At 75.8% G+C, this 23,774-nt stretch carries 20 protein-coding genes; 12 read left to right on the top strand and 8 right to left on the bottom strand.

What is annotated here, in order from left to right; all coding sequences use genetic code 11:
- Positions 1–14: 14 nt before the first annotated feature.
- A complete protein-coding gene (locus tag ACI797_RS07510) occupies positions 15–1,034 on the bottom strand; it encodes a hemolysin family protein (RefSeq protein ID WP_456857977.1) in 1,020 nt (339 codons plus the stop codon).
- A complete protein-coding gene (locus ACI797_RS07505) occupies positions 1,031–2,401 on the bottom strand; it encodes a hemolysin family protein (protein WP_456857976.1) in 1,371 nt (456 codons plus the stop codon). Before ACI797_RS07505 ends, ACI797_RS07510 begins: the two co-directional genes overlap by 4 nt.
- Before the next feature lie 582 nt (positions 2,402–2,983).
- Here ACI797_RS07505 and ACI797_RS07500 point away from each other — a divergent pair.
- Positions 2,984–3,676: a hypothetical protein gene (locus ACI797_RS07500; RefSeq protein ID WP_456857975.1), complete on the top strand. Its 693-nt coding sequence runs from the start codon at positions 2,984–2,986 to the stop codon at positions 3,674–3,676.
- Between the two features lie 3 nt (positions 3,677–3,679).
- Here ACI797_RS07500 and ACI797_RS07495 read toward each other — a convergent pair whose 3' ends face one another.
- The 3 genes from ACI797_RS07495 to ACI797_RS07485 form a co-directional block, all read right to left on the bottom strand.
- A complete protein-coding gene (locus tag ACI797_RS07495) occupies positions 3,680–8,032 on the bottom strand; it encodes an nSTAND1 domain-containing NTPase (protein ID WP_456857974.1) in 4,353 nt (1,450 codons plus the stop codon).
- 77 nt (positions 8,033–8,109) lie between these two features.
- Complete coding sequence (locus ACI797_RS07490) at positions 8,110–9,165, bottom strand: LLM class flavin-dependent oxidoreductase (RefSeq protein ID WP_456857973.1); 1,056 nt, start codon at positions 9,163–9,165, stop codon at positions 8,110–8,112.
- 57 nt (positions 9,166–9,222) lie between these two features.
- The gene (locus tag ACI797_RS07485; protein WP_456857972.1) at positions 9,223–9,801 is read right to left on the bottom strand and encodes an NADPH-dependent FMN reductase; all 579 of its coding nucleotides are present in this window, start codon (positions 9,799–9,801) and stop codon (positions 9,223–9,225) included.
- Positions 9,802–9,922: 121 nt separating this feature from the next.
- Between ACI797_RS07485 and ACI797_RS07480 the strand changes: the two genes are divergently transcribed.
- The 5 genes from ACI797_RS07480 to ACI797_RS07460 all read left to right on the top strand — a co-directional run bounded on the left by ACI797_RS07480 (position 9,923) and on the right by ACI797_RS07460 (position 12,711).
- The gene (locus ACI797_RS07480; protein ID WP_456857971.1) at positions 9,923–10,420 is read left to right on the top strand and encodes a MarR family winged helix-turn-helix transcriptional regulator; all 498 of its coding nucleotides are present in this window, start codon (positions 9,923–9,925) and stop codon (positions 10,418–10,420) included.
- A 47-nt stretch (positions 10,421–10,467) separates the two neighbouring features.
- Positions 10,468–10,902 carry a hypothetical protein gene (locus ACI797_RS07475; protein WP_456857970.1) on the top strand — a complete coding sequence of 145 codons (435 nt, stop codon included), beginning with the start codon at positions 10,468–10,470 and terminating at the stop codon, positions 10,900–10,902.
- A gap of 27 nt (positions 10,903–10,929) precedes the next feature.
- On the top strand, positions 10,930–11,397 hold the full coding sequence (locus tag ACI797_RS07470) for a carboxymuconolactone decarboxylase family protein (RefSeq protein ID WP_456857969.1): 468 nt from the start codon (positions 10,930–10,932) through the stop codon (positions 11,395–11,397).
- A 112-nt stretch (positions 11,398–11,509) separates the two neighbouring features.
- Positions 11,510–11,701 carry a hypothetical protein gene (locus ACI797_RS07465; RefSeq protein ID WP_456541934.1) on the top strand — a complete coding sequence of 64 codons (192 nt, stop codon included), beginning with the start codon at positions 11,510–11,512 and terminating at the stop codon, positions 11,699–11,701.
- Entirely contained in the window at positions 11,698–12,711 is a 1,014-nt protein-coding gene (locus tag ACI797_RS07460) for a DUF5996 family protein (RefSeq protein ID WP_456857968.1), read from the top strand. Before ACI797_RS07465 ends, ACI797_RS07460 begins: the two co-directional genes overlap by 4 nt.
- Here the strand turns inward: ACI797_RS07460 and ACI797_RS07455 are convergent.
- Entirely contained in the window at positions 12,665–12,841 is a 177-nt protein-coding gene (locus ACI797_RS07455; protein WP_456858026.1) for a hypothetical protein, read from the bottom strand. The two genes, ACI797_RS07460 and ACI797_RS07455, sit on opposite strands and share 47 nt — an antisense overlap.
- Positions 12,842–12,879: 38 nt before the next feature.
- Here ACI797_RS07455 and ACI797_RS07450 point away from each other — a divergent pair, with 38 nt between their 5' ends.
- Both ACI797_RS07450 and ACI797_RS07445 read left to right on the top strand, forming a co-directional pair.
- Positions 12,880–13,746 (top strand): patatin-like phospholipase family protein, encoded by an 867-nt coding sequence (locus tag ACI797_RS07450; RefSeq protein WP_456857967.1) that lies wholly within the window; start codon positions 12,880–12,882, stop codon positions 13,744–13,746.
- Between the two features lies 1 nt (position 13,747).
- Positions 13,748–14,785 carry a lysophospholipid acyltransferase family protein gene (locus tag ACI797_RS07445; RefSeq protein WP_456857966.1) on the top strand — a complete coding sequence of 346 codons (1,038 nt, stop codon included), beginning with the start codon at positions 13,748–13,750 and terminating at the stop codon, positions 14,783–14,785.
- On the opposite strand, the gene ACI797_RS07440 is transcribed toward ACI797_RS07445, so the two are convergent.
- Complete coding sequence (locus tag ACI797_RS07440; protein ID WP_456857965.1) at positions 14,782–17,364, bottom strand: DUF4062 domain-containing protein; 2,583 nt, start codon at positions 17,362–17,364, stop codon at positions 14,782–14,784. The genes ACI797_RS07445 and ACI797_RS07440 overlap by 4 nt on opposite strands.
- Before the next feature lie 185 nt (positions 17,365–17,549).
- Between ACI797_RS07440 and ACI797_RS07435 the strand changes: the two genes are divergently transcribed.
- Entirely contained in the window at positions 17,550–17,768 is a 219-nt protein-coding gene (locus ACI797_RS07435) for a hypothetical protein (protein WP_456857964.1), read from the top strand.
- A 3-nt stretch (positions 17,769–17,771) separates the two neighbouring features.
- On the opposite strand, the gene ACI797_RS07430 is transcribed toward ACI797_RS07435, so the two are convergent.
- The gene (locus ACI797_RS07430; protein WP_456857962.1) at positions 17,772–19,166 is read right to left on the bottom strand and encodes a neutral zinc metallopeptidase; all 1,395 of its coding nucleotides are present in this window, start codon (positions 19,164–19,166) and stop codon (positions 17,772–17,774) included.
- A gap of 158 nt (positions 19,167–19,324) precedes the next feature.
- Between ACI797_RS07430 and ftsH the strand changes: the two genes are divergently transcribed.
- From ftsH to ACI797_RS07415, 3 genes are all read left to right on the top strand, one after another.
- Entirely contained in the window at positions 19,325–21,397 is a 2,073-nt protein-coding gene (gene ftsH, locus ACI797_RS07425; protein WP_456857961.1) for an ATP-dependent zinc metalloprotease FtsH, read from the top strand.
- Positions 21,398–21,507: 110 nt separating this feature from the next.
- Entirely contained in the window at positions 21,508–22,446 is a 939-nt protein-coding gene (locus tag ACI797_RS07420; protein ID WP_456857960.1) for a thioredoxin, read from the top strand.
- A gap of 31 nt (positions 22,447–22,477) precedes the next feature.
- Complete coding sequence (locus ACI797_RS07415; RefSeq protein ID WP_456857959.1) at positions 22,478–23,743, top strand: epoxide hydrolase family protein; 1,266 nt, start codon at positions 22,478–22,480, stop codon at positions 23,741–23,743.
- Positions 23,744–23,774: the final 31 nt, after the last annotated feature.

Genomic DNA, 23,774 nt, shown 5'->3' with positions numbered 1-23,774 from the left:
TCCCCGGCGGACCGTCAGGACGCGGCCGACTCCGGCTGGGGGAACAGCCGGCGCAGCACGTCGGAGAGCGTGACGACACCGAGGACCGCCCCGGCGTCGGTGACGACGGCGAGGTGGTTGCGGGTCTGCCGCATCTCCCTGAGCGCGGCGGGCACCGTGGTGGCCGCCTCGAGCGCGAAGACCGGCCGGGCGAACGACGCCGCGGCCTCGTCCGCCGCCGCCGTGAGGGTGTCGCGGACGTGCACCACGCCGGTCAGCCGCGCCCGGTCGCCGAGGAGGATGCGCAGGTGCCCCGTCCGCCGGGTGGCGGCGCGCACCGCGCCGACGTCGGCGGCGGCGTCCACCGCGACCAGCGGGGCGTCCGGGGTGACCAGGTCGCGGACGGTCAGGCGCTCGAGCTCCAGCGCGCCGGAGATCTGCGCGGAGAACCCGGCGTCGAGCGCGCCCACGTTCGCCGAGTGCTCGACGAGGTGCCGCAGCGCGTCGGGGCTGTGCCCGATCGCGACCTCGTCGGCCGGCTCGACCCCGACCCGGCGGACCAGCGCGTTGGCCGCGGCGTTGAGCACCCGCAGCACCGGCCGGAACACGGCCAGGAACGCCCGCATCGGCCCGGCGAGCAGGGTGGCCGAGCGCTCCGGGTGGGCGATCGCCCACGACTTCGGCGCCATCTCACCGACCACCAGGTGGAGGAACGTCACCACCAGCAGCGCCAGGACGAAGCCGACGACGTCGGCGGCGACCAGCGGCAGGCCCCAGCTCTCGAACAGCGGGGTGAGCCAGTGGTGCACCGCCGGCTTGCTGATGGCACCCAGGGCGAGGGTCGCCGCGGTGATGCCCAGCTGCGACCCGGCCAGCAGCAGCGTCAGCTCCGAGGAGTTGCGCAGCGCGGCCCGCGCCGACCGGCTGCCGGGCGCGGCCGCCTCCAGCCGGTGCCGCTTGGCCGCCAGTGCGGCGAACTCGACGGCGACGAAGAAGGCGCTGAGCGCCACGATGAGCACGGTGGCCGCGGCGACCACCCAGGGGTTGTCGGTCATCGAGCGTCCTCCGCGGCGGCGGGCAGCTCCAGCCGGACCCGCGAGGGCACGTGCCGGTCGACGGCGAGCACCTCCACGCGCAGGTGGCGGGTGACCGGCTCGTCGGCGTGCACCAGGTCGCCGGGGTCGGGCGGCAGCTCGACGGCGAGCGTGTCGCCGGGCCCGGGCAGCGTGCCGGCGGCGGCGATGACCAGGCCGGCGATCGTCTCGTAGTGCCCGCGGGGGAGGTCGACGGCGAGCGCGCGCTCGACCTCGTCGACGTGCACGTCCCCGGCCATCTCCCACACCCCGTCCCCCTCGACCGGCACGTACTCGGGGGCGACGTCGGCGTCGTGCTCGTCGGTGATCTCCCCGACCAGCTCCTCGGCGAGGTCCTCGAGCGTGACGACGCCGGCGAACCCGCCGTACTCGTCGATGACGCAGGCCAGCTGGTTGCGGGTGTCGGCGAGCTCGCGCAGCGCGTCGGGCAGCCGGGTGAAGGTGGAGACGACCAGGCACTCGCGGGCGATCGCGGTCACCCGTGCCGTGTCGGGCTCCGCGGTCGTCAGCAGGTCGGCCAGGTGCACGACGCCGACGACGTCGCCGCTGCCGGCGTCCAGCACGGGGTACCGCGAGTGCCCCGACGCCATGAGCGCGCGCAGGTGGCCGAGGGTGTCGGTGGTCCGCACCGTGCCGACGCGGGGCCGGGGGATCATCGCGTGCTCGACGTCGCGCTCGGGGAAGTCGAGGATCCGGTCGACCAGCATCGACAGCTCCGCCGGCAGGTCACCGCTCTCCCGGGACTCCTCCACGATGTGCTCGAGGTCGCGGGCGGTGGCGGCGTGCTCGACGTCGTGCACCGGCTCGATCCGCAGCGCGCGCAGCAGCAGGTTGGACGCCTGGTCGAAGACCTTGATCAACCAGCCGAACACCGCCAGGTAGGCGGTGGTCGAGGCGGCCAGCCGGCGGGCGACCGGCTCGGGCCGGGCGATCGCCACGTTCTTCGGGAACAGCTCCCCGAAGAGCATCTGGACCAGGGTGGAGAACAGCAGGGCCAGGACGGCGCCGAGGCCGATCCCCACCGCGGTGGGGACGCCGACACCGCCGAGCAGCGCGCCGAGCGACTCACCGATCAGCGGCTCGGCGACGTAGCCGACCAGCAGCCCGGTCACGGTGATGCCCAGCTGGGCGCCGGACAGCATGAACGACGTCCGCCGGGTCACGCCGAGCGCGCGCCGGGCAGCGGCGTCCCCGGCCTCGGCCCGGGCGGCCAGGCCGGCGCGGTCGACCGCCATGTAGGCGAACTCCTGGGCCACGAAGTAGCCGGTGACCACCGTGATCGCCAGCACGACCACCACGCCGAGCAGGAGGGAGAGCACTTCCGTCACCGGCCACGCACCCCCCTTCCGGGAGCGGGGGGCGTGGCCTGGGGACTGTGATAGGGACTCATGTCTCTCTTCGACGCAGGGGCGGAGCGGGCACGGCGCTCCCGCGGTCCAACGTAGCGACCCCGTGGCCCGTTCCTGCCGCACCGCCCCGGCGGGCCGCGGTGACCTCCCGGCCCCGTGCGGAGTTGGGGAAGCGCTCGATCGCGGCGCGCAGCTCGGCCGCGGCCACGTTCGCGCCGAAGGGCTCGGTGCCGGGCTCGTCGGCCGGCGTCGGCGACGCACTCCGGGTGGACGGCTGGGCCGGGTGTGGCCATGCGCAGGTCAGGGGGGAGCGCAACCGGCCACAACGACTCGTGCGCGGGCCGCAACACCCTCCGGCTGTGCTGGCCGGGTCGTCGGGAACCACCCGGCACCACCCGAAAGGCCGGCGCCATGTCCGCAGACCCCACGCACACCTACCCGTCCGTCCTCGTCGACGGCGGCATCCGCACCCCACGTGTCGGGGCCCCCTCCCCGGTCCGGCCCCGTCGGAGCGGCCGCGGTCGGACCCGGCGTCGCGTCGGCGGCGTCCTGGCGTCCATCGTGGGGCTCGCCGTGACGGCCGGGTGCGGCATCGCGGCCGACGCGCGGGCCGCGGCGGCAGCCCCCGCGACCTCGGACGGAGGGCCGTTCCCGTACCAGATCGGTGTCGTCCGCGACCGCAACGTCGTCGTCGTGATCGAGTCCACCGGCTGGACCGAGCGCGCTGAGGTGGCCCTCGAGCTCGCGCTGCAGCGAGCCCTTCCGGGCGCGCAGGGACGGTGCGCCGACGGCGTGCTGCCCTGCCCCCGTCCGACGCCCTCCACCACTGGGCCGGGTCCCTTCGATCTCGCTCCCGACCCGCTGCTCGCCGAGGCGGACTGGGCACGGATCGCCCGCGTCGCGAACCACCCCGTCGTGAGCGGCTCCCCGCCGGAACAGCTCGCGGAGTGCCTCACCGTGCTCCCGGCGCCCGAGGCGACCGAGGTCCGTGCCGTGGCGTTCGAGACTCCGACCCATCCGGACACCGGCCTGAACCAGTACGTGCTGCGGTACGCCGACGACGCCGCGGCGACCACCGCCGTGGCCGGCCTCCGCGACCAGTTCCTCGCCTGCCCCGACCGCATCGCACGTGGGGAGGTCGCGGTGCAGTTGCACGAACACCGGGCCTCCGACCGCGACGGGTGGTGGACCGTCGACGAGGCCTTCGTGGGTGACCGCGCCTTCCCGGGGCGGGAGCCCCTCACGGGCGGCTGAGGATCAGGACCGGTCGCTGCAGGTGGGCTCCCACCCGCGGTCAGGCAGGTAGCGGGCCCACTCCGCCCGGGTGAGATCCCGTCCGGCGATGGCGCAGGCCTGGTCGAGCCAGACGGAGGGCTCCATCGGGTAGCGGCGGCCGGCCCGCTCTCCGCTGAGGGTGACGAGTTCCCGGGGGACCAGGAGGAGCAGGTGCGTGGCTCCTCGGCCGTCCACCTCGGAGCCGGGCAGCGGTCGTGCTCGCACGAGCCCGCGTTCCACGTCGACGAGGGAGGCCACGCCGTCGTCGCCCGCGGTCACGACGGTCCGGTCGTCCCACCACTCGACCTGGAGCGCGCGCCCTTCGTGCACGGTGATCGGGGGCGTCGTCGGACTCCAGGTCGCCGTGTCGACGACGTGCAGCAGGCCGGCATCGTCACCGACGGCGAGCAGCCCGCCGTCGGCGGCGAACGCCATGTCGAGCACGAGGCCCTGGGTAGGCAGCGGCACCGTCCGGGTGACCGCCAGCGTCGTCGCATCGAGGACCACCACGCTCGGGGTCACGTTGCTCGCCACGGCCACCACGCGACCGTCGGGGCTCGGCTCGATGGCCCGGGCCGAGCCCTGGACGTCGATCGCGCGGTCGACACGCCAGGTCGTGGTGTCCACGGCGACCAGCTGCCCGGCCCCTGGCGCGGGCACGCGTCCGTGCATCCCGAGCAGCAGCCGCGACCCGTCCGGGGTCCATCCCGCGGAGAGGACCGACGCCCCGTCGGGATCGATCCGTGTGACGACCTCCCGCGTCGCGACCTCCAGCACCGTCGCGCCGAGGCCCCAGGTCACGGCGACCATCCGCTGGTCGGGGCTGACCGACACCGACGAGAGGAAGCCGGCGGCGGCGCCCGTCTCGCCGACGAGCACCTCGTCCACGACTGCCCCGGTCGCCGGGTCGAGGAAGGTCGCGGCGACCGTCCGGGAGTCGCCGGCGGGCGTAGCGGAGGGATCGCCGGCGCCGGCTCCCCCGCGGGTCGGTGCCACCAGCAGCCCGTCCGGCCCGGTCAGCTCGGGTCGGCCGCTGATCCACCGGTCGCGCAGGCCGGGGTAGGCCTCCCCGAATCCGCCGTCGACGCTCATGTCCCAGGCGATGACGGTGTTGTCGGTGGCCACCGTGTACAGCCGCTGCCCGACGGGGTCGACCTCCGCGGCGAGCACGTCACCGTTGTGGCCCGACAGGGCCGCCCGTTGCGACCAGTGGCCCGTCGAGTGGTCGACGTCCCACAGGACGACCGCGGAACCGCCGCCGACGGTCGCGGCCCAGGTTCCGTCCGGGGACACGACGACGTCCCGCACCGGACCCCCGGGGAGGTCGAGCTGCTGGACCGCGGTTCCCGTGAGGTCGTGGAGCGTGACGGCGCCGTCCTCCCACAGGTGAGCGGTTCCCCACGGCAGGGCGAGGAAGTCGCCGCCCACACCCGGTCGGCGCTCCGCGGAGAGGTCGACCCGCCGCCCGTCCACCATCGAGACCGCAGTGCTGGGCGCCGTGCCGGCCTCGTCCCACAGGACGAAGGAACTCCCGTCGTCGGCGAACCGGGCGGCCAGCGCGTCGACCGGCGCGGCGACGCGGCCGCTGACGCCGGTCGCCCGCGTCGTCCCGCTCGCGGGGTCCACGTCGATCACGCGCCAGTCGGAGAGAGGGGGCGCTCCGCCGCTGCCCGGAGTCGCCAGCAACAAGTGGAACCACCGGCCTTCGGCGTCGAACGCCCCGGCCAGCGCAACACCACCGATGGCCTGGCCCTCGACCACCATCTCGTCGACCCCGCCGGGCCGGATCCGGCGTACCCACGGGTGGCTGGCGCTGGTCCCGACCACGAAGAGGACCTCCTCGGTCGGCGCCGCATCCACGGTGAGGACGTCACCCCACTCGCCCGGGACGTCCATGAGACGCCGAGGCTGCGTTGCGGGCCCGACGCGCCAGTACTCGAACCCGCGCCGGCCCGTGAGGAAGAGCATCCCTCCGTTCCCGCCCAAGGAGGCTGCCCGCAGCTCGCCGGAGAACGGCACGGCCCGCTGTGCCCGGCCGTTCGCGGTGAGCGCCGCCAGGAGGCCGTCCTGGGCATCCGGGGTGCCCGCCAGCTCGACGGCCTGAGCCGCCAGCAGGAGAGAGACGTCCAGGGAGCCCACGGTGGTGGCCAGGGCGGCCAGCCGGTGGGCGTCCGCGACGGTGGATGCGTCCTCCGCCGCCCGCTGCGCGCGCACGGCCAGGCCCGTTCCGACCAGCGCCAGCACGAGCATCACGGCGAGTGCCCCCGCCAGCCGCCGGGTGCGTCTCCGTGCCGCGGCCTCGCCGCGTGCCCGATCGCGCGCCGCGGTCAGTTCCGCGTCCGCCCGGGCCCGCGACGCGTCGAGGAAACGGCGCTCCACCTGGGTGAGGTCCGCCTCCACTCCTGCGGACCAGTCCAGCGCGGCGGCGAGGCGAGGGCCGCGGTACAGCTCGTCCTCGCGCTCACCACCTCGCTGCCACTCGTGCGCCGCCGGGGCGAGGTGGCGGCGGACGGCCCGACCCACGGCGTCGTCGTCCAGCCACCGGGACAGCCTCGGCCAGGCCGTCAGCAGGGCCTCGTGGGCGACGTCGAGGTACTCGCCGTCGACGGCCAGCAACCGGTGCGCGAGGAAGGTCGCGACGACGGCGCGACGGTGGCCGCCCCGTGCGCCGTCGAGGTCGAGATCGGCCAGCAGCTGTGGTTGCCGGACGAGGGCGCCGGCCCCGTCGGTCCCGGCGAGGCGCACGAGCAGACCGCGAGCCGCGGCCTTCCCCTCGTCGGTCAGCTCGCCGAACGCCTCTTCCGCCGAGCGGCCGACGGCGCCGGCGACACCGCCCGCCTCCAGATAGCCGGCCAGGGTGAGTCGACGACCCCGGCGGCGTTCCCACGTGCCCACCAACGCCGTCGAAAGCAGTGGCAGCGCACCGGGCCGCCCGAGGACGTCGGCCACGACGGAGTCCACGAACTCCCTGTCGACGGTCAGGCCCACCGATCGGGCGGGCTCGACGACCACCGCGCGCAGTTCCTCGCCCGTCATCGCCGGGACGAGGACGAGCGCGTCCCCGAGCCGCTCGGTGAAGGCGGCGTGTTCGGCCAGCCGGCCGACGTGATCGGCCCGGAGCACGACGACGCACCGGACGGCGACGCCGCGGTCGATCAGGGCGAGGAGCCTGTCGAGGAACGCTGCCCGGGCGGCCGGGTCCACGCCGGGTGCCCACAGCTCCTCGGCCTGGTCGCAGACCAGGAGGACCGGTCCGGTTAGGTTCTCTGGCAGGTCGGTGAGGACATCGCTCGGCCGGCGGCCGGGGGTGACGAGGACGGGTCGCCACTCCCTGCTGTCGGGAAGGGCGCCTCGGGCCAGCGCCGGCACCAGGCCGGCCCGGACGACGGAGGACTTGCCGGCGCCGCTGGGTCCGGAGACCACGGCGAGCGGCGCGTCGACCAGCCTCGCCACCAGACGGTTCACCACCCGGTCCCGGCCGTGGAACAACGCGCTGTCGGTCGCCTCGTAGGTCGCCAGTCCCTTGTAGGGGCAGCTGCCGACGTCATGGCGACCACCGGGGGGTGGGGGGTCCAACGCCGGGTCGTGGGCGAGGACCGCCGCCTCCATCGCACGCAGCCGCGGCCCGGGATCGGCACCGAGGTCCTCGGCCAGCACCCGACGCGCCCGCCGGGTTGCGGCCAGGGCAGCGCCCTGACGGCCACAGCGGTAGAGGGCCAGTGCCAGCAGTCGCCACCACTCCTCGTGCAGCGGATCGTCGGCGAGCAGGCGCTCCAGATCGGGTACGACCTCGGCGTGCCCGCCGAGTGCGAGTCGCGCCTCCACGAGCGCGGTGACCGTTCCCGCCCGGACCTCGCCCAGTCGGGTGCGCTCGGCATCGGCGAAGGGCGCGTCCGGCCAGTCCGCGTACGGCTCGCCCCGCCAGAGGTCCACGGCCTGCGTCAGGAGCCGTGCCGCCTCCTCGGCATCGCCGGCGGCCAGCTGCGCGCGCCCCCGTGCCGTCAGCTCGCCGGCCGCCGAGACATCGAGCTCCAGCGGTGGGATCGCGAGGACGTAACCCGTGCCGCGGCGGAGGACGTAGCGGCCGGGGGAGCCGGGTGGTCTGCCGGGCTCCAGCGCGCTCCGCAGGCGGACCACGTGCGCCTGGAGCGACCGGCGGGCCGTGGCCGGGGGAGCGCCGTCCCACACGGTCTCCACGAGCCGGTCGGCACTGACCACGGCGGGGAACCCGGCAGCGAGCACGGCCAGGATCAGGCGCTCCTTGGCCCCCGGCACGACCACTGACGCGCCGTCACTGGTCCGGACCTGCAGCGGTCCGAGGACCGCGATGCGCATCCATCGACGTTAGCGCTCGCAGCAGCGCCGCAGATCTTCCTCGTGCGCGGCTCCGGGTGACGGCGCGGACCGTCTGGTCACGAGGCCTTCCCGAGGAGCCCCCGCACCTGCGGCACCACCTCGGCGCCGAACAGCTCGACCGAGCGCAGCCGGGCGCGCGCCGGGACGCTGCCGGCGGTGTAGATCATGTCGAAGCGCCCCACGTCGAGCGCCCGCACCGCGTCGGCGATCCGGCGCGCCACCGTCCCGGGCGAGCCGATGTAGAGCGACCCGTGCGCGATCTCGGCCTCGAACTCCTCGCGCCGCACCGGCGGCCAGCCGCGCAGGGCGCCGATCCGGTCGCGCATGACCTTGTACCGCGGCCACACCGTCTCGACGGCCTCGGCGTCGGTGTCGGCGACGAACCCGGGGGAGTGCATGCCGACCGGGTGCGCGGTCGTGCCGAACTGGGCGGCGGCGCGGCGGTAGAGGTCGACGTAGGGCGCGAACCGGGCGGGCGACCCGCCGATGATCGCGAGCATCAGCGGCAGGCCGTAGCGCGCGGTGCGGATCACCGACTGCGGTGAGCCGCCGACCCCGACCCACGTGTCGAGGTGCCCGGACTCGGTCTTCGGGAAGACGTCGGCGTGCTGCAGGGGAGCGCGGGTGGTGCCCTCCCACGTCACCGGCTTCTCCTCCAGCAACCGGGCGAACAGCTCGATCTTCTCCTCGAAGAGGACGTCGTAGTCGCTCAGGTCGTAGCCGAAGAGCGGGAAGGACTCGGTGAACGACCCCCGGCCCAGGATGACCTGGGCGCGGCCACCGGACAGCGCGTCCAGCGTGGCGAAGCGCTGGAACACGCGGACCGGGTCGTCCGAGGACAGCACCGTGACGCCGGACGCGAGCGTGATCCGCTCGGTGCGCGTGGCGATGCCGGCGAGCACCGTCTCGGGGCTCGAGATGGCGTACTCCGGCCGGTGGTGCTCGCCCAGCGCGACGACGTCGACGCCGAGGCGGTCGGCCAGCACCGCCTCCTCGACGACCTGGCGGATCGCCGCACCCTGGGAGAGCAGCTCGCCGGCGTCGTCCTCGGGGACGTCGCCGAACGTGTCGAGCCCGAACTGCAACGGGCGGTCGGGGGCGGGGATGGCCATGGGGGGACCGTCTCTCTGGCGGGGAGGCGGGCCGGGGGCGACCCGGCCCGCGGGGTGTCAGGCAGCCGCGGCGCGGGGGGCCGACCGGAGCGGGGCGAGCGCGGCGCTCCAGGCGACGACCTGGTCGAGCAGGGTGTCCAGCGCGGGCAGGTTGTAGTCACCCGGGGCGAACGTCGAGTAGTTCTCGAACTCGGTGGCCAGCGAGAGGGCCACCTGCTGGCGGACGTCGGCCATCTGCAGCTCGCCGGCGACCAGGCGCAGGTGCTCGACGGCGCGGGCGCCGCCGACGGCGCCGTAGCTGACGAAGCCGACCGCCTTGTTGTTCCACTCGGCGTACAGGTAGTCGATGGCGTTCTTCAGGACGCCGGAGGTGCTGTGGTTGTACTCCGGGGTGACGATCACGAACCCGTCGAAGGAGGCGATGGTCTCCGCCCACTGCCGGGTGTGCTCGCCCTGGTACTGGCCCAGCGACGGCGGGATCGGCTCGTCGAGGTGGGGGAGCGGGTGGTCGCGGAGGTCGACCAGCTCGAACTCCGCGTCGGCGCGCCGGGAGGCGACGTCGAGGACCCACCGGGCCACCTGCTCGCCGTTCCGGTGGGGGCGGGTGCTGCCGAGGATGATGCCGATCCGGGTCACGGGGGACCTCCTGCTGCTCGTCGACGGCGGACCGTCGCCGCCGATGACTTGAACGGTCAACTGAACGGGTCCACCGTACGAGCGATGACTTGAACCGTCAAGTGAGCGCTATCCTCGTACCGTGACCGACCACGGTGCGGCCGCCGAGGCGGCGGAGGAGGACGTCCGCTGGCTGACGGCGGCGGAGGACGCCAGCTGGCGCTCGCTCATGGCGCTGATGGCCCAGCTGCCCTGGTCGCTGGAGTGCCAGCTCCAGCGGGACGCGCAGCTGAGCGTGGTCGAGTACCACGCGCTCGCCATGCTGTCCGAGCGACCGGACCACACGCTGCGGATGAGCGAGCTGGCCCAGCTGACGAACGCGTCGCTGTCCCGGCTGTCGCACCTGGTCAAGCGGCTGGAGGCCCGCGGGTTCCTGCGGCGCGAGCCCGATCCCGCGGACGGCCGCTACACGCTCGCGATCATGACCGCCGACGGGTACCGGCACCTGGTCGCCAGCGCGCCGGGCCACGTCCGCCACGTGCGCGACGTCGTCCTGGACGCCCTGACGCCCGAACAGGTGACGGCGCTGGGGGAGATCTCCCGCCAGGTGCTCGCCCGGCTGCACCGCACGGACGGCTGAACCGGGGCGCGGGGCGGGTAGGAGCGTCCCGACGAGGGGGAGGGGCGATGGCCGAAGATCCGGCGCGGCGCCGGGACGAGCTGACCGAGCGCGCCAACTACCACGTCGAGGCGCAGCGGCGCCGGGACGAGGAGGAGTCGGCGAAGGCGCAGGTGCTCGTCGACCGGTTCGTCGCTCAGGCGACGGCGGCGGGTCTGGCGACGGAGGAGCTGACGGCCCGTCCGTGGACCGGCCGCGGTCGCTACCGCACCGGTGTCCGGGGCTGGTACCTGCTGCGGGACCGCTCGGTGGGTGTGGGCGTCGACGGCGGCTTCTACGTGCTGCTCGTGCCGCCCGTGCGGTTCGGCCGGTGGCGGACCGTCGACCTCGCACCGACCCCGCCACCGCTGCAGGTCGGCAAGGGGGCCCGCGACGGCGAGTCCATCGCCCTCGCCGCCGCGCTCGAGGTGCGGCTGCAGTGGCCGGAGACCGGACCGGCCTGAGCGGAGGGGGCAGGGCGGATGGGGGACGTGGAGATCCGCACCACGCGGCTGGACCTCGCGGCGGATGATCGGCTGATGGCCCTGGCCCGGGCCGGCGCGGACGCCTTCGGCCACACCGCGGAGCTGGCGCTGGACCGCCGGCTGGCGGAGCTGCTGCGACTGCGCGTCGCCCAGGTGAACAACTGCACGTACTGCCTCCACCTCCACCACCGCGTCGCCCGCGAGATCGGGATCCCTCAGGTCGAGGTCGACTGCCTCGCCGCGTGGTGGGAGACCCGGCTGTTCAGCGACGCCGAGCGGGCTGCGCTGCGGTACGCCGAGGCCCTCACCCGGGCCGCCGACACCACGGTCGCCCAGGCGTTCCAGCAGTACCACGACGCGCTGGCCGCCCACTTCGACGAGACGCGGATGCGGGAGATCGTCGCGGTCGTCGTCAACATGAACGTCTGGACCCGGATCAAGCTCGCCGAGGGGGCCATGCCGTCCCCGGGGTGACCGACCGGCCCCCGGACCGGGGGGTCTCCCTGGCGCGACGGTGCGCCGCGGAGACCGATCGTCCCCGGAGGGCCGCGACGGCGGTCGGCCGCGGCGGGACGAGGAGGCGGGGATGGCGCGCTACCGGATGGTCTACGGCGACGACGAGCAGGTGGTCCGCGAGACCTTCGACGACGTCGTCGTGGAGCGCGAGGACGGCTGGACCGTTCTCTTCCGCGGGAACGACGCGATCCTGAGGATCCGTGACGAGCACGTGCAGGCGCTCGAGCGGGTGGACCCACCCGCGGCGGGCGGACCGACGTGACCGCGACCACCGTCGCGCGCTGGCCGGCCGTCCCGTACGAGCGGTGGGCGGCCACCTGCGACACGCTCCACGCGCACGCCCAGGTCCTCGGCAAGATCGCCACCGCGCTGGCCCCGCCCGAGCCGCAGCTGCAGCACGCCGCGATGCGGCTCACCGTGCGCGGCTGGGAGACGGCCCCCCTCCCGGCGCCCGACGGTTCCGGTGCCCTGGCCCTGGTCCTGGACATGCGGCGGCACGAGGTCGCGGTGGAGCACAGCAGCGGGTGGAGCGAGCACGTCCCGCTCACGCCGCACCGGGCGGTGCGGGACGTGACGCGGGAGGTCCTGGCGTCGGTGGCCCGGATCGGCGGCCCGGTGGCGATCAACCCCGAGCCGCAGGAGGTCCCGTGGCGGGTGCCCCTCGACGAGGACCGTGAGCACGCGCGGTACGAGCCGGAGGCGGTCCGCGGCTACTTCGCCGCGGCGGGTCGCGCGGTGCAGGTGCTGACCGAGTTCCGGGCGCCGTTCCGGGGGCGCTCCACCCCGGTCGCGGCGTGGTGGGGGTCGTTCGACCTCGCGGTCGGCCTCTTCTCCGGCAGGGCCGTCGATCCGCCGGCCGACGACTTCATCACGCGGAACTCGGCGGACGCGCAGATGGTGGCCGTCGGGTGGTGGCCCGGGAACGCCCGCTACCCGAGGGCGGCCTTCTACGGCTACGCCCACCCACCGGTCGAGGGCCTGAGGCAGGCCGACCTGTCGCCTCCGCAGGCCCGCTGGGAGCCCGACCTGGGTGAGTTCGTCCTCGACTGGGACGACGTGCGAGCCGCGCCCGACCCCCACGCCTGCGCTCTGCGGTTCGCCCGGTCGCTCGCCCGCCGGGCCGGGGCGCTGGCCGGGTGGGACGAGGCGCTGATCGCCAGCGTCGACGGCCGGCCACCGCCGCTGCGGCCCCGTCGCGGCGGCGATCGACGGGTCCGTCCGGCGGTCAGGGCCGACCGCGGCGGACCGGACCGGTCTCGTACGCCCGGGTGACGATGCGCACCCGGTCGCGCAGGCCGAGCCCGGCCGAGATCCGGCCGACGTGGGTCTTCACCGTCGGCTCGGCGAGGTAGAGCCGGGGCCGCGATCTCGGCGTCTGTGGCCCCGAGGCGATCTCGACCATCACCTCGCGCTCCCGCTCGGTAATGGCACGATGCCCCCATGGCCTCGCCACGGGTGCCGGCCGACCGGGGCGGGACGGCGTTCGTGCTGGGCGGCGGCGGTGTCCTCGGCGCGGCCGAGGTGGGGATGCTGCAGGCGCTGTTCGAGCGCGGCGTCCGGCCCGACCTCGTCGTCGGCACGTCGGTCGGCGCGATCAACGGCGCGCTCGTCGCGGCCGACCCCACGCCCGCCGCGGTGGCCCGGCTGCGCGAGGTGTGGCAGCAGATGGCCTCCGAGCGGATCTTCGCCGGCTCGCTGTTCGCCCGCGCCGGCACCCTGGTGCGCACCCGCACCCACCTGCACCCCCGCGAGCCGCTGCGGGACCTCCTCGCCGCGCACCTGCCGGTGCGCACCTTCGCCGAGCTGCAGGTGCCCTTCCAGTGCGTGGCGGCCAGCATCGAGCGGGCCGCCGAGCACTGGTTCACCGCCGGCGGGCTGCTCGACGCGGTCCTCGCGTCCTGCGCCGTCCCCGGCCTGCTGCCCCCGGTCGAGCTGGACGGCGAGCACTACCTCGACGGCGGGCTGGTGCACAGCATCCCGGTCGGCCGGGCGGTCGCGCTCGGGGCCACCCGCATCTACGTGCTGCACGTCGGGCGGATCGACCGGCCGCTGCAGCCGCCGACCCGGCCGTGGGAGGTGGCCACGGTCGCGTTCGAGATCGCCCGGCGGCACCGGTTCGCCGCCGACCTGGCCGCGCTGCCGCCGGGCGTCGCGCTGCACGTGCTGCCCGCCGGCGACGAGGCCCCACCGGGCGCGGCGAACCTGCGCTACCGCGACTTCTCCGCCGTCGCCGACCGGATCGAGCAGGCGCACGCCGCGGCCCGGCGCTACCTGGTCCGGGCGGGCGCGCCGGACGGCGGGGCCTGACGTGCTGCCACCCCGCCGGGTCCGCCGGCTCGCCGGGCCGCTGGTCGTCGCCGCGCTCGTCGTGGCCGTCCTGCTGCTGCCGCTCCTCCTCGTCGTGGCGGTGCTCGCCTCGATCTGGCTGCCCGGGCGGTGGCGGGCGCTGCGGCTGCTCTTCTTCGGGCTGGTGTACCTGGCGGTGCAGGTGGTCGGCCTCGTCGCCGCGGCCGCGCTGTGGGTGCGCGGCGGGTTCGGCCGCCGGATGGACACCCCGGCGGTCCGGGCGGCGCACTACGCGGTGCTGCGCCGGCTGCTCGACGTCCTCATGGCCGCCGCGCGCCGGCTGTTCGCGCTGCGGCTGGTCACCGACGGCGAGTCCTGGTCGCCGCTGGACGACGGCGTGCCCGGCTCGACCAACGCCATGGTCGTCCTCTCGCGGCACGCCGGCCCGGGTGACTCGTTCCTGCTCGTGCAGACGCTGATGGACCGCGACCACCTGCGCCAGCCGCGCATCGTGCTCAAGGACGTGCTGCAGCTGGACCCGCTGATCGACGTCTACCTCAACCGGCTGCCCAACCACTTCGTCGGCGCCGGCCCGGGAGGGGGTGCCGAGGAGGCGATCGCCGACCTGGCCCGCGGGCTGGGGGAGGAGGACGCGCTGCTGATCTTCCCCGAGGGCGCCAACTTCACCCCGCAGCGCCGCTTCCGCGCGATCGAGCGGCTGCGTCACCGGGGCCTGGTGTCCGCGGTGCGCCGGGCCGAGGCGATGCAGCACGTGCTCCCCCCGCGGCCGGCCGGGGTCACCGCGGCGCTGCGGGGCGCGCCGCACGCCGACGTCGTCTTCGTGGCGCACACCGGGCTCGAGCACCTGAGCACGGTCCGGGACGTGTGGCGGTACCTGCCCATGGACAAGACGCTGCACCTGCGCTGGTGGTTCGTGCCGGCGGCCGAGGTGCCGCGGGACGACGCCGAGCTGACCGACTGGCTCTACCGCTGGTGGGAGACGATCGACGACTGGATCACCACCACCCGGCGGCAGGAGGCCGCACCGGGAGCGGCCTAGGAGCGGCGGACGAGGGCCACGGCCTCGCGGTGCCCCAGGCCGGCGCCGGCGGCGAAGGCGTCGGCGAAGTCCCCGGCGTCGAGCGCCTGCCGGGCCCGGGTGACCAGCTCGGCCTCCGTCGGCCGAGCCGCCGGCCACGACCGCAACCCCGCCCGCCGGCGCAGCCCGTCGGCCGCGCCCAGCGCGGTCGCCGCCCGCCGGGCGTCGCCCCGGGCCAGCGCCAGCACCGCGGCGGCGACGAGGGAGAGGCTGAGGGTCAGCGTGCTGACGTCGGTGTCGGCGGGCGCGTCCACCGAGGCGACCAGCAGCGCGCGGGCCTCGTCCTCACGCCCGGCCCGCACCGCCAGCGCGGCGAGCTGGGCGCGCGCCGCCGACGTCAGCCAGGCGTTGCCGAACCGGGCGCCGAGGTCGGCGACCTCGGCGAGGTGCGCGCGGGCGGCCTCGTCCCGGCCGAGGACGAACTCCAGGCCGCCCATCGTCAGGACGGCGAAGGCGAGGAACGGCTCGTTGCGGGACCGGAAGCCGTCGAGCGCCGTCGCCGCCGCGCGCAGCGCTCCGTCGAGGTCGCCGACGATCGGCACGATCCACGAGACGGCCAGCTGCGCGGCGCACTCGAGGGATGGGTCCCCGATGCGGCCCTCGAGCCGGCGCAGCCCGTCGACGGCGGCCAGCGCGCTGTCGTCGTCCCCCACCTCCACGGCCGTGACCGCCGAGGTGAACAGCAGTTCGGCCCGGGCGTGGTCGTCGAGCGCGTCGGCGCGCTGCTGCGCCTCGGCGATCCAGGCCCGTCCCTCCGGCATGCGGCCGCGCATCTGCCAGAACAGCCAGAGGATGCGGAACACGTGCGGCAGGCGCCGGACGTCGTGGGCGAGGAACCACCGGACGGCGGCCCGCAGGTTCTCCTCCTCGTCCTGCAGTCGGTCGGCCCACTCGCCCTGCCGCTCGGTCGGCCAGTCGGCGTCCTCCACCAGCGCCCCGAAGTAGCCGGCGTGGCGCCGCTGGACGTCGTCCCGGTCGGCCCGGCCGGCCAGCTGCCCGGCGGCGTACTCCCGGACCGAGCCGAGCATGCCGAACCGCGGCCCGGCGTCGGTGGGGTCGACGGTCACCAGGCTGTGCGTGGCGAGGACGTCGAGCAGGTCGAGCGTGCGGTCCTCGGCGAGGTCGGCGACCTGCACGGCGGCCTCGACGGTCCACCCCTCGACGAAGACCGACAGCGTGGCCAGCAGCTGCTGCTCGGCGTCCTCCAGCAGCCCGACGCTCCACTCCACGGTCGCGCGCAGCGTGCGCTGCCGCTCGGGGAGGTCGACCGGCCCGGGACCCAGGGCGTCGAGCCGGCCGGCGAGCCGGGCGAGCAGCGCGGCCGGGGTCAGCAGCCGGCTGCGCGCGGCGGCCAGCTCGATGGCCAGCGGCAGGCCGTCCAGCCGCCGGCAGACGTCGGCGACCGCCGTCGCGTTCTCCTCGGTCAGCGCGAAGTCGTAGCGGACGGCCTGGGCCCGCTCGACGAAGAGCCGGACGGCGGGCAGGGCCGCGATCTCCGCCAGCCCCGGGGGGTGCGGGAACGCCGGCACCTCGAGCGGCCCGACCGGGTACTCGCGCTCGGCGCGCAGGCGCAGCGCGGTGCGGCTGGTGGCGAGGATGCGGACCCCGGCGCTCCCGGCGAGCAGGGCGTCGAGGTCGGGGGCGGCACCGACGACCTGCTCGAGGTTGTCGAGGACGAGCAGCGTCGGCGTGTCCGCCAGGTGCTCGACGAGGACGTCCAGCGGCCGCCGCGCCCCCTCCACGACGGCGCCGACGGCGGCGGCGATGCGCGGCAGCACCTGCGCCGGGTCGTCGACCGAGGCGAGCGGGACGAAGACGGCGCCGCGCGGACCGCCCTCCTCGAGCCGCTCCGCCGCGGCGATCGCCAGCCGCGTCTTGCCGACGCCGCCGGGGCCGGTCAGCGTCACCAGCCGCACCCCGGGCGTCCGCAGCAGCTCGGCGACGTGGGCGACGTCCCGCTCCCGGCCCATCAGCGACGTCGACGGCACCGGCAGCGACCGCGCGCCCCGCCGGTCCGCGGCCGGCGGCGGGGGCGCCCCGGGCTCGGGACGGCGGGTGGCGAACCGCTCGCTGAGCAGCAGCGCGAGGTCGTCGCGCACCAGCCGCCCGAGCTCCCGGGGGGTGCGGAACGAGCGGTAGGAGTCGGCGCCCTCGGCCTGCAGCTGCTCGATCATGGCCGTCAGCCGCGGCTCCCGCTCGGGGGCGGGGGTCTTGACGTACAGCAGGCGGGGGAGGGAGCCGGACAGCCGGAACTCGTCCTCGAGGCCGGAGATGTCCATGTCCGGGCCGATCCAGCCGTACCGCTGCCAGTACAGCCCGACGAAGACGTCGGACTGCGCCAGGTACGCGCGGTACAGCTCCCGGGGCGGGTGCGGCCGGGCGCCGAGCTCGAACATCACCGGCGTCAGCCGCAGGGCGGAGACGGCCCGCGCCACCGCCGCCCGCTCCTCGGCCAGCTCGGCCAGCGTGGAGCTGACGAAGACGCGGAGGCGCTGGTCCGGCGTCCGGATCGGGGGTGCTTCCTGCTCGTCGACCGTCATGGCCAGTCCTCGGGAGGCGTCGTCGGGCGGGGTGCCATGGTGGCGCTCGCCGGGCGTCGGGCGGTAGCCCCGCACGCGGCCGGACGTGCCGCTTCGCAGACGGCGGCCGCTGCCCCCGCGCTCGCCCGAGGCCGCGCCGGATCGTCCGCGGGAGGTGATGCGGAACCGGTCGGTCCACCCCCAGCGTGGGCGGCGTCGCGGACGGGGCCCTGTGCGGCACGACCCCGCGGGAGCTGGTCGCCGTGGTCTGGATCGCGCTCAGCATCGCCGGTCTCCTCGTCGAGACAACCGTCATCGTCGTCCTCGGCCGGATGGTGACCGGTCCCTACGAGGACGAGCACGCCACCCATCTCGGCCCACCGGTCAGCGTCGGTGCCCGGGAGGGGCGGCGGGCCCGGCCCTGAGGCTCACGCACCGACCCCGCACGGCCCTCCACCGCGCAGGAAACCGTCCCGGAACGCGCGGAGCAGGTCGAACCCGCGCAGGCCGGAGCCGGGGAGCACCCGCTCCTCGACCCCGTGGACGAGCAGGAACTGCACCGCCTCGTCGACGTCGCCCGGACCCGTCGCCACCCCCGGCACGGCGCCGCCGGCGAGCTGCGCGGCGTACCAGCCGGTCAGGCACACCGCCGAGCGGGTCGCCCGGGCACCCGCCGTCGGCAGGCCGAGCTGCGCGCGGACGGCGAGGGAGTAGGGCAGCGACAGGGCGGCGGCGACCGCGAAGTCGCCGATGCCCACGGCGGCCGGCCGCAGCAGGCCCGCCTCGTCGGCGTAGACCGTCGACACGGACGCGCAGTAGGCCAGGTCGCGGCCGGCCGCGCAGCCGGGCCCCGTGCCGTCGAACCCCTCCAGCCGGGGGAGGGCGAACGCGCGGCCGAAGGCTCCCGGGAACACCGACGTCCAGAACGCGGCCAGCGTCTCCTCGGCCGTCCGCACGGTCCCGCCGTAGGGGGCGTCGACCCGGCCCGCGGCCCCGGCCGGGTCGAACGCCGTCGCCGTGAACAGCCGGTCCGCGCCGAAGCCGTCCCGGCAGGCCGCCGCGCCGTCCTCGTAGCCCTCGGCGAAGGCCGAGAGCCGGTCGAACCACGAGCCGTGCGCCCCGCTGCCCTCCGGGTCGCCGCCGACGGGGTCGCGCAGCACCCCGAAGCCGCGCGCGACGTCGTCGAGGTCCGGCACCCGGACCGCGACGTGCGCCGCCGAGCCGGCCACCACCCAGGCGACCCACGCGCCGGCGAAGCAGTCGGCCTGCGTCTCGTCCTGGATGCTCCGGCCGCTCGCGGCGAAGCCCACCCGCCCCTGGACGACGTGGCCGAACTCGTGGGCGAGCAGCACCGCCGGCAGCGCCGGGCCGTGGGTGGACAGGAACTCCCGCAGCAGCCCGCGGTCGTAGGAGACGGCGTCGCAGGGCGTGCTGTAGAACGCCTGACCGGTGACCTCCGCCGGGTCGATGGGCTGCCCGGGGCAGCCGATGCCGGTCGGCGGGTACGCGGCCCGGTCGACGTCGGTGCCCTCGACGGAGAAGTAGCCACCCACCACGGCCGGGAAGCCCGCGCCGTACACCTCGGGGAACGTCTCCGACCAGAAGGTCTCCAGGTCGGCCAGCGCGTTGCGGGCCAGCCGGTCCACCGGGTCGTCCACCGCGCCGGTGATGGCCGGCTCGGTGGCGGTCGCGTCGACCGGCACGCCCGGGCCGGGGGTGGGTGAGCCGACCACCACCGAGCCGCACCCGGCGAGGAGGAGCAGCGCGACGGCACCCCACGCCCGGCACCGCCCGCGGCCGGCTCGTGGTCGTCCGAGGGCCATCGGAGCTCCTGGGGAACGGCGCGCACCGGTCCGGGCAGCGTCGCGCGGCCGGCGCGGTCTCGCCCCAGGGAAACCCCCTGGCGCGAGGTGGCTCCCGGACGAGGACCGTCGACGGCGCGCGGGGACCGGTCGCCCGGCGCAGGAGGAGGGCGGCGCCCGTGGCTCCCGACACGACCCCCGGCGGCCGGCGGCCGGCGCTCCTGCGGCGGCTGCGCGGCCGCGGAGCCGACGAGCCGCGGCGCGGCGCCCCGTGGCGGGTGGAGGGCATGCCCGACGACGCCGACCGCCCGGCCGGGCGGCAGCCGCGGCGGGTGGGCGTCTGGTGGCTGCTGGTCGCCGCACTGGTGGTCAACTGGGTGCTCGCGTCGCTGGTCATGGGCCCGCCGGCCCGCACCGACGTCTCCTACACCTTCTTCACCGAGCAGCTCGACGCCGGCAACGTCGAGACGGTGACCTCGACCGCGGACACCATCGAGGGCGAGCTGGGCGACGCGGTGGACTACCCGCCCGGCGCGGACGACGCGGTGCGGGTGGACCTGTTCACCACGCAGCGGCCGTCGTTCGCGACCGACGACCTCCTGGGGACGCTGGAGGCCAAGGGCGTCACGGTGAACGCCACCGATCCGGACGCCGCTGCCCCGCTGTGGCAGCAGCTCCTCGTGGGCTTCGGGCCGACGCTGCTGCTCGTCGGGCTGCTCGTGTGGTTCCTGCGGCGGCGGGCGGCCGCGGGCCCCGGCGGCCTGGGCGGGCTGGGCGGGTTCGGCCGCTCCCGGGCGACCCTGTACTCGCCCGACTCCGGGCCGCGGACGACGTTCGCCGACGTCGCCGGCATCGACGAGGTGCAGCACGAGGTGCGGGAGATCGTCGACTTCCTGCGCGACCCGCAGCGCTACAGCAGGCTGGGGGCGCGGATCCCGCACGGCGTGCTGCTCTCCGGCCCGCCGGGGACGGGCAAGACCCTGCTCGCCCGGGCGGTGGCGGGCGAGGCCGGGGTGCCGTTCTTCTCGATCTCCGCCTCGGAGTTCATCGAGGCGATCGTGGGGGTCGGCGCCAGCCGGGTGCGCGACCTGTTCGACCAGGCGAAGAAGGTCGCCCCCGCCATCGTCTTCATCGACGAGCTCGACGCGATCGGCCGCGCGCGCGGCGGGGGCTTCGCCGCCGGCGGGGTGGACGAGCGCGAGCAGACCCTGAACCAGGTGCTCACCGAGATGGACGGCTTCGAGGGCAACGAGGGCGTCGTCGTCCTCGCGGCCACCAACCGCCCGGAGGTGCTCGACCCGGCGCTGCTGCGGCCGGGCCGGTTCGACCGCCGGGTCGCCGTGAGCCCGCCGGACCTCGACGGCCGGCGGATGATCCTCGAGGTGCACACCCGGCACGTGCCGCTCGCGCCCGAGGTGGACCTGGCCGCGATCGCCGCGGCGACGCCGGGGATGGTCGGCGCGGACCTGGCCAACCTCGTCAACGAGGCGGCGCTTGCAGCCGCCGCCCACGGCCACGAGCGGGTGACCGGGACCGACTTCGGCGAGGCGCTGGAGAAGGTCCTGCTCGGCACCGTGCGCGGCATCGTGCTCTCGCCCGCCGAGAAGCTGAGCACCGCCTACCACGAGTCCGGGCACGCGCTGCTCGGCATGCTCACCCCGGGCGCCGACCCGGTGCGCCGGGTGACGATCATCCCGCGCGGGCAGGCGCTGGGCGTCACGGTGCAGACCCCGGAGATGGACCGGTACGGCTTCTCGGAGAAGTACCTGCGCGGCCGCATCGCCGGGGCCCTCGGCGGCCGCGCGGCCGAGGAGATCGTCTACGGCGAGGTCACGACCGGTGCCGAGAGCGACCTGGACCAGGCCACGCGCCTGGCCCGCCGGATGGTCGGCCGGTGGGGCATGTCCCCGGCGGTCGGGCCGGTCTCGGTGCTCCCGCCGCCGGGGGAGGAGCAGCCGTTCGGCGTCGACGGGGTCGCACCGGCGACCAAGGAGCTCGTCGACACCGAGGTGCGGCGGCTGGTGGAGGAGTGCTACGCCCAGGCCCTCGACACGCTGCGCGGCAACCGCGAGCGGCTCGACCGTCTCGCCTCGGCCCTGCTCGAGCGCGAGACGCTCGGTGAGGACGAGGCGTACGCCGCCGCCGGGGTGCCCCGCGCGACCGCGCCGGCCGCCGTCGCCCGCGGGGAGACGCCCGGCGGCGAGCGCGCGCCCGGGATGCCCCCGGCGGGCGTCTCCCTGCCCGCCCGCTGACCTGGGCACGAGCCCCGGGGAGCGCGGTGTCCCGGGAAGCGCGGTGTCCCGGGAGCGGCCAGGGTGTTCGACGGGTGCGACCCCCGGGCGGGAGGACGAGCGTTCGGCCCATGACCACCCTGTTCCGGCGTCTGCACATGCCCTCGTTCGACGGGGCGACCGCCTGGCTGAACTCCGAGCCGCTCGACCCGCCCGGCCTGCGCGGCAAGGTCGTCCTGGTCGACTTCTGGACGCTGACCTGCATCAACTGGCTGCGCCAGGAGCCCTGGGTGCGGGCCTGGTCGCGGGCCTACCGCGACGACGGGCTGGTCGTCATCGGCGTGCACACCCCCGAGTTCGCCTTCGAGCGCGACCTCGACCTCATCCGCGAGGCGGTCCGGGAGCGGGCGATCGACTACCCGGTCGCCGTCGACAGCGAGTACCGGGTCTGGAACGCCTTCGCCAACCACTACTGGCCGGCCCTGTACTTCGTCGACCGGGAGGGCATGATCCGCGACTCCCACTTCGGCGAGGGGCGCTACGAGGAGTCCGAACGGCTCCTGCAGCGGCTGCTGGGCGTCGACCGGGAGCTCGTGCCCGTCGTGGCCGAGGGCGTGGAGGCCCAGGCCGACTGGGACTCCCTGCGCACGCCCGAGACCTACCTCGGCTACGAGCGCAGCTCGCACCTCGCCTCCCCGGACGGCCGCCCCTACCGCCTGCCCGAGCGCCTGCCGCCCAACCACTGGGCCCTCGCCGGGGAGTGGTCCCTCGGGCCGGAGGACGTCGTGCTCGAGGAGGCCGGCGGCAGCATCGCCTTCCGGTTCGAGGCCCGCGACGCCCACCTCGTGCTGTCCAACCCGGGGAGGGCGCCGATCCCGTTCCGCGTGCTCCTCGACGGCGAGGCCCCGGGCCCTTCGCACGGCGTGGACGTCGACGAGCAGGGCGACGGCGTGCTCGTGCACGGCCGCATGTACCAGCTCGTCCGCCAGCACGGCGGCGTCCGCGACCGGACGCTCGAGATCACCTTCGGCGAGCCCGGCGCCCGGGCCCACGTCTTCACCTTCGGCTGAGATCCGCACCCACCCTCCAGGAGCGTTCCCCATGTCCGTGCCCACCCGACCCACCGCACCCGGCTCCGTGGCCGGCGACGTACCCGCGCCGCGCACCGCCCCGGACGGCGACCCGACCGCGGTCCGCCCGTTCGAGGTGCACGTCCCGGAGGAGGAGCTCGTCGAGCTGCGCCGCCGGATCGCCGCGACCCGCTGGCCCACCCGGGAGCTCGTGGACGACAGGTCGCAGGGGGTCCAGCTGGCGACGCTCCAGGAGCTGGCGCGGTACTGGTCGGCCGACTACGACTGGCGGCGGTGCGAGGCCCGGCTCAACGCCGTCCCGCAGTTCCTGACCGAGATCGACGGGCTGGACGTCCACTTCATCCACGTGCGGTCGCGGCACGAGGACGCGCTGCCGCTGGTCATGACCCACGGCTGGCCCGGCTCGGTCGTCGAGCTGCTCGACTCCGTCGGCCCGCTCACCGACCCGACCGCGCACGGCGGCCGCGCCGAGGACGCCTTCCACCTGGTGCTGCCGTCGCTGCCCGGGTACGGCTTCTCCGCCGAGCCCACCGAGCTCGGCTGGGACGTCGCCCGGACCGGCCGCGCGTGGGCGGAGCTCATGCGGCGCCTGGGCTACTCCCGCTACGTCGCCCAGGGTGGCGACGTGGGCGCCGGCGTCACCGACGCGATGGGCCGCCAGGCACCGGAGGGGCTGCTCGGCATCCACCTCAACCTGCTCGTCACCGCGCTGGCCGGCGGCCAGCCGACCGACACCGGGCAGGAGCGGGCGGCGGCCGCCGCCGTCGGCACGTTCCGGACGACCGGCAGCGCCTACTTCCAGGAGCAGGCCACGCGGCCGCAGACCATCGGCTACGCGCTGCTCGACTCGCCCGTGGCGCTGGCCGCGTGGCTGATCGACCACGACACCGACGCCTACTACAAGATCTCGCGCGCCTTCGTCGACGGGCAGCCCTCGGGCCGCCTGACCCGGGACAACGTGCTCGACGACGTCACGCTCTACTGGCTGACCGGCACCGGGGCCTCGGCGGCCCGGTCGTACTGGGAGAGCTACGGGGCCGACGCCCCGGCGGCCGCCGCGGCCGGTCAGGCCCCGCCGCCGGTCACGGTCCCCGTCGGGTTCACCACCTTCCCCGGCGAGATCTGGCGGGCCCCGCGGAGCTGGGTCGCCCAGTCCTACCCGACGCTGACCTACTTCAACGAGGTCGAGCGGGGCGGCCACTTCGCCGCGTGGGAGGAACCGGAGCTCTTCGCGACGGAGGTGCGGGCGGCCTTCCGGCCGCTGCGCACCGGCTGACCCCACGAGCCGGACGCACCGGCGGCCCCGG

Source organism: Geodermatophilus sp. SYSU D00691 (assembly GCF_054050275.1).
The sequence above is the reverse complement of the archived record's forward strand: the minus strand, read 5'-3'. Positions and strand labels throughout refer to the sequence as shown.

What these genes read in the sequence shown, in the direction of transcription:
- ACI797_RS07455 (WP_456858026.1), bottom strand. Translation starts at nt 12,841, where the DNA reads ATGGTCGAGATCGCCTCGGGGCCACAGACGCCGAGATCGCGGCCCCGG.
- ACI797_RS07495 (WP_456857974.1), bottom strand. Translation starts at nt 8,032, where the DNA reads ATGCGCATCGCGGTCCTCGGACCGCTGCAGGTCCGGACCAGTGACGGC.
- ACI797_RS07420 (WP_456857960.1), top strand. Translation starts at nt 21,508, where the DNA reads ATGACCACCCTGTTCCGGCGTCTGCACATGCCCTCGTTCGACGGGGCG.
- ACI797_RS07430 (WP_456857962.1), bottom strand. Translation starts at nt 19,166, where the DNA reads ATGGCCCTCGGACGACCACGAGCCGGCCGCGGGCGGTGCCGGGCGTGG.
- ACI797_RS07465 (WP_456541934.1), top strand. Translation starts at nt 11,510, where the DNA reads ATGGCGCGCTACCGGATGGTCTACGGCGACGACGAGCAGGTGGTCCGC.
- ACI797_RS07450 (WP_456857967.1), top strand. Translation starts at nt 12,880, where the DNA reads ATGGCCTCGCCACGGGTGCCGGCCGACCGGGGCGGGACGGCGTTCGTG.
- ACI797_RS07510 (WP_456857977.1), bottom strand. Translation starts at nt 1,034, where the DNA reads ATGACCGACAACCCCTGGGTGGTCGCCGCGGCCACCGTGCTCATCGTG.
- ACI797_RS07440 (WP_456857965.1), bottom strand. Translation starts at nt 17,364, where the DNA reads ATGACGGTCGACGAGCAGGAAGCACCCCCGATCCGGACGCCGGACCAG.
- ACI797_RS07490 (WP_456857973.1), bottom strand. Translation starts at nt 9,165, where the DNA reads ATGGCCATCCCCGCCCCCGACCGCCCGTTGCAGTTCGGGCTCGACACG.
- ACI797_RS07475 (WP_456857970.1), top strand. Translation starts at nt 10,468, where the DNA reads ATGGCCGAAGATCCGGCGCGGCGCCGGGACGAGCTGACCGAGCGCGCC.
- ACI797_RS07415 (WP_456857959.1), top strand. Translation starts at nt 22,478, where the DNA reads ATGTCCGTGCCCACCCGACCCACCGCACCCGGCTCCGTGGCCGGCGAC.